We start from the raw sequence: 5,277 nt of genomic DNA, 5'->3' as shown, positions 1-5,277 counted from the left end.
CAACGCAACAGCGGGCAGCCTCCCTGCTGTACGGTTACCGCCTGTTGCAGCAATTTACGGAGAAGGGTGAAATACTCACCCTCCCCGAGCCATTGCGTCCCCCGCCCGGCTCGCCTATTGGCAGCGGAGAACAACCGTTGCTGCATTGCGGCATGCAATTTCAAGCGGATAGATATTAATTGACCGGATAATGAACTGCTATCGCTTTTTGCATTGCTTGTTATCCGGGCACCGCAAGAAACCAAAATACCATCGTCACAGCTGCTTCTTTTCCCATGATTTCACCCGATAAATTACTTAAGGCCTATGCCAACGGCATTTTCCCGATGGCCGACTCGCACCATGACCCGGAGGCAAAATGGTATACCTCCAGTCACCGTGGCATTATTCCCCTTGACAACTTTCATGTTTCATCGAATGTAAAGCGGATTATCCGGAATCAGCATTATCATATCAAGTTTGACAAAGCCTTCAGAGACGTGATGGAGGCCTGTGCCGATCGGGATACCACCTGGATCTCCGAAGAGCTGATCGACTCCTATTGCAACCTCCATGACATAGGCCACGCCCATTCGGTGAGCGTCTACGACCGGGAATGGAAGCTTGTAGGGGGACAGTATGGCGTTTCGCTGGGAGCGGCATTTTTCGGGGAGTCGATGTTCGGGCGGGCCAGGGAAGCCTCCAAAGTAGCGCTCTACTGGACGCACCAGGCCCTTCGACAAGGCGGTTTTGAACTATGGGATACCCAGTTTTGGAGTGAACACCTCGCCCGCTTCGGCTGCATCGAGATTTCGGCCTACAAATATGAGAAACGGCTGCAGGCGGCCCTCAAAAAATCGGCTGAGTTCAACCCGGTGGATACAAAGAACCGCAGCTAATCCGGAATTCTCATACCCCGCTACTCCGACGGAATTATCCTCTCGGCGCTTACATCTTTCTTAAAATTTTAATACCAATTTATGAGTAAATTACGTTACTTATAGTTAGACTTGATTTCTCACTCCCGGATCCCGGGTAATCGGAAAGGCGCAGCACGGTACCCGGGCTTTTTTCGGCAATGCTTTCGAGTGGCAAGGCTGAGAAATGCGGGTCATAAACTGATAAATATAACCCTTATCGACCGGGCGCTATAACTATGTTTGCTAATTTTAACGATAATATTTGGGATGAACACCAGTGGGAAGCCCATCTTAACGAGATAGCCAAGCAGAATACCCAGCTTCGAAAATTCATTGCCCCGGACGCCTCAGACAGCAATCCGCGGTGGCTTACCCTGCTCCGGGAAAACAGTGATGAGTGGGAAGCGGTGGATGCATTTATCGAAGAAGAACTGCAGCTTGATGACCCGTATTTCGAAGACGATGAATCGGACGAAAGCGATGTGGATGATTTTCTTTGGGATGAATGGGAGGATGAGGAACCTCCGATGGACGAGGAAGACGACTTCGACGCCGGGGAAGAATGGAAAGAACTGAGTGATGAATTTGCCTTATCCGGTAACGGTTCTATTGAGATGCTCGACATCTATAACGATTCCCGGGAACTGGCGGTGATTATCCTGCAATGGATCGAATATAGCAATCCCAAATTTTTGAATAAAGATTGTACTGATTTTGTGGGCAAGGTACTTCAAATCGGAGCTAAAATCGCCGGCGGGTACGGCTTCGGATTTGAACGCGAATTTCTGGGGGGCAACATTGCGTACAATAAAAAAGCCCTTTATTGCGCCAATGACGGGCTCACTATCCTGCAGCGCGACCTGAAAGACACGTCGCTGATTACCAGGAAGCAATACCTGCATTTTCATGAGCGCCTTTTTGAGCTTCGAAATGATATTGGCATCTACGTCCAGGAGCTTCGAGAACAGTTTTATACGAGTTTATAGAACGGAAGAAGTTATGCTGCGGTTTTAAATGCGCTCTGGCTGATCAAAATTCCCGGTTTTTGCTAAGATCTCTTGGAGGAATTCCTGGCATACCTTATTCCCAAATAGCCACCTCGCGATGATTCTCAGAATCGGACATCCCTCGAAACATGCCCGTCGTGTTCATATCCATCAGCATATTCCCGTATTGATCGACGGCAATCATCCCGGCCTCGCCGGGTTCAAGCAGCTCCCTGAGCAGGTAATCCCCGGCTTCCTCCAGACTGGCGGGCTTGTGCTTCATGTAGGCGCTTACCGTATGTCCCGACACCGCCTCCATGATACGCTCGCCCCAGCCCGTCATCGACACTGCTACCACATCACTGGCATAGGTACCGGCACCGATAACCGGCACATCGCCTACGCGACCATACTTTTTATTCGTCATGCCGCCCGTCGAAGTTCCCGCGGCCAGCTGTCCCTCCTTGTCCAGTGCCACGCATCCCACGGTTCCGTATTTATGATAGTCCCCTCCGGAAGGCGCCGGGGTGGGGGACCTCTTCTCATCCCTCAAGACCGACGACTGGGACTCTTCATCCTTGATAGCTCTTCTCCACGCTCTGTAGCGCCGCTCGGTATAAAAATAATCCTGGTTTACCCGTTCCACATCCATTTCATCGGCATATTGTTCGGCCCCCTCTCCGGCAAACATCACATGCTCTGAATGCTCCATAACCATTCGGGCCAGTGAAATAGGATTTTTTACCGTTCTGATACCGGTAACGGCTCCTGCTGCCCGCCTGTCTCCCGCCATAATGGCCGCGTCCAGTTCGTGTCCGCCATCGTGGGTAAAGACGGCGCCCTTGCCCGCATTAAACCTCGGATTGTCTTCCAGGTAGGTGATGACCCGCTCAACCGCATCCAGCGAGGAGCCTCCTCCTTTGAGAATCTCCTCCCCGATCGCCAGGGCTTCACCGAGGTCTGCGCGGTACGCCTCCCGGACCGAGTCGGCCATCTCCTGTGAAATGACGCCCGCTCCCCCGTGAATGACGAGCGCCCAATCCTTTTGGGAAGGCTCCTCAGGAGAATAGGCCGACTCCTGTTGGTTTTTCGATTCCGCACACCCTGCGAGCAGGATAATCGCCCACACCTTTATCCATTTTTTATTCAACATCATATGATTAGCTTAACATTCGAAATACGTACTTGGAAATTAAAATTATGTGTTCAACCCCAAAAATAAAGCCATTTAATCACCTATTTCAGCCCCCCTTCCTAAAAAAGAAAAGCTGCATGCTATTTTCCTACCCCTGTGAAGGGGAGATCAAGCGGGGTTGAAGAATACTGGCTGCCTATATCAATACCTGAATCCTTCTGACTATAATAAGTACCCGTGCAGTTATTTCAAAGCCGCTGTCCCGCCGCGGCTTCAAATTATTTTGTAAGGATCGGCTTCAAGGCCGGTCTTACTTATGTGAATATTCATCGGACATATCATTTCCCTTTCGCCTCCTATCCCGCCGTAAGGCTGGTGCTGCTTCTTGCGGCGGGTATTATAATGGATTTCCATATCGATGGCGAACCCTTTCGGTGGTTTTGCCTCTTCGGGTTCTCGTCATTGTTCTATGTGCTGTGCGAAAGTATGCACCGTCGGACACTGAAAACCCGGCTCTACCGTGGGACTATCGGCTTCTACCTGTGCGCGGTCGTATGCTTTGGCGGAGCCTGGCATGCCGCGTTTAATATGCAGGATATGCCGCCCGACGCCGAGATAATTCACAGCTATACCTGGCAGGAACTCCTATTCATGGGCGAAGTCTATCGCATACAGCGCACCCGAACGGGCAACTATCAAATTGATGTGGCCGTGGATACCACCGTTTTTCCGGATAAGCGGCCGTGGAGCAGGTCATATAACCTGAGAACGACCCTGAATCCCGACGAGATTCCCATCCCGGCGGACCTGAGGCTGGGCGACCGGCTGCACGTTACGGCCGTGGTCTACCCGCTGGAAGAACCCGGCAATCCCCATGAGTTCGATTACAAAAGGTACCTGGCGTCAAAGGAGATCTACGTGCAAGCGGGTGTCAAGTCCATTGATGCTATACGGACCCCCGACCACCTTTTTAGCTGGAACAGCATCCGAAGAGACGTGCTGGATGCCGTCGAACGTACGTTTAGTCCCCCGTCGGCCTCCCTGGCCAAAGCGCTGCTTATCGGCTATAAAAACGAGCTCAGGCAGAAAACAAAGGTGGCCTTCTCGCGGGCCGGCCTCTCCCATATTATGGCCGTATCGGGCCTGCACGTGGGATTTATTTTGGCCCCGTTCTGGCTCGTCATACCACTGTTCTGGACCTTTCGGTACGGCAAGAAGATCGGGCTGCTGATGATAGCGGCGCTCCTGTTTTTCTATGCGGGCCTGACCGGATTTTCGGCTTCTGTTACCCGCGCCTCGATGACCGGCGGGTTGCTGGTATACGGCCGCCTTTTTCATAAAGTACGCAATTCCAAAAACCTCACGGCGGTAGCCGCCCTTGTCATCCTGCTGATGAACCCCAGCGATCTCTTTACCATCGGATTTCAGCTTTCCTTCGGAGCGGTATATATCATCCTGCTGGTAACGCCCGTCGTCTCCCAAACCCTGCCCGAATGGGTACGATTCCGCTGGTATGGAACGCCGGTGATGGTCGTGGTCATTTCCCTGATTGTTCAAGTCGGACTCTTCCCCCTGCTGGGTTACTATTTCGGGGAATTTTCTATCATTGGTCCCCTTGCCAACGCCGTTGTGATACCCGTTTTAGGTGTAATGGTGCCGCTGGCCCTGGCGCTGTTGCCGGTTGCCCTCCAGTGGCCTGCTATTGCCCGGGTGCTCAATACACCCGTTGATTATTTCTTAATCAATCTCAATCGTTTTGTAACGACCATGGCCGGCTGGGAGTGGAGCTGGATGCAGATCCACATCGAAAGTGTATTACTATTTACGAGCTGGACGGCCGTTCTGTTCTTCATTGCTTCTGTGCAGATTCCCGGCCTGCGCTGGAAATGGTTCTCGATAGTACTGTTTCTCCTGTGCGTAAACCGGGGACAAAAGCTGGTCTCGCAACTTCAGCCGGCCGACTTACAGGTTACGGTCTTTGATGTGGGACAGGGCGACGCCACCCTTGTACAGACCCCCGCCGGCAAACACTATCTCATTGATACCGGCCTGTGGCAGCCCGGCTATAACAGCGCTAAATATATCATTATCCCCTATTTGAGGGCGGAGGGAATCGACAGGCTCGAGGGGGTGTTCCTTTCACACCCGCATGCCGATCACATCGGGGGCGTGACAGAGCTGATAAATACCTTCCCCATTGATACGATTTACCATTCGGGTTCCTCATACGAATCCGACCTGTTCTACAGCTACCGGG

Annotated in this window: 4 protein-coding genes; 3 read left to right on the top strand and 1 reads right to left on the bottom strand. The window is 52.1% G+C overall.

Annotation, left to right across the window (positions count from 1 at the left end; genetic code table 11):
- The first annotated feature begins 275 nt into the window (after window positions 1-275).
- Together aat and ACESLU_RS11300 are read left to right on the top strand one after the other, a co-directional pair.
- Complete coding sequence (gene aat, locus ACESLU_RS11305) at window positions 276-878, top strand: leucyl/phenylalanyl-tRNA--protein transferase (RefSeq protein WP_372638756.1); 603 nt, start codon at window positions 276-278, stop codon at window positions 876-878.
- Window positions 879-1,135: 257 nt separating this feature from the next.
- Entirely contained in the window at window positions 1,136-1,885 is a 750-nt protein-coding gene (locus ACESLU_RS11300; protein WP_372638755.1) for a hypothetical protein, read from the top strand.
- Window positions 1,886-1,979: 94 nt separating this feature from the next.
- Here the strand turns inward: ACESLU_RS11300 and ACESLU_RS11295 are convergent, their stop codons facing one another.
- Entirely contained in the window at window positions 1,980-3,041 is a 1,062-nt protein-coding gene (locus ACESLU_RS11295) for an isoaspartyl peptidase/L-asparaginase family protein (RefSeq protein ID WP_372638754.1), read from the bottom strand.
- A 216-nt stretch (window positions 3,042-3,257) separates the two neighbouring features.
- On the opposite strand from ACESLU_RS11295, the gene ACESLU_RS11290 reads away from it, so the two are divergent.
- The coding region (locus tag ACESLU_RS11290) for a DNA internalization-related competence protein ComEC/Rec2 (protein WP_372638753.1) at window positions 3,258-5,277 on the top strand (2,020 nt) is incomplete at its 3' end.

Origin of the sequence: Fodinibius sp. (genome assembly GCF_041642155.1) — a bacterium.
Taxonomy (GTDB): domain Bacteria; phylum Bacteroidota; class Rhodothermia; order Balneolales; family Balneolaceae; genus Fodinibius.
Note: the sequence above shows the minus strand (reverse complement) of the source record. Positions and strands in the feature narration are given on the sequence as shown.

What these genes read in the sequence shown, in the direction of transcription:
- ACESLU_RS11295 (WP_372638754.1), bottom strand. Translation starts at nt 3,041, where the DNA reads ATGATGTTGAATAAAAAATGGATAAAGGTGTGGGCGATTATCCTGCTC.
- aat (WP_372638756.1), top strand. Translation starts at nt 276, where the DNA reads ATGATTTCACCCGATAAATTACTTAAGGCCTATGCCAACGGCATTTTC.
- ACESLU_RS11300 (WP_372638755.1), top strand. Translation starts at nt 1,136, where the DNA reads ATGTTTGCTAATTTTAACGATAATATTTGGGATGAACACCAGTGGGAA.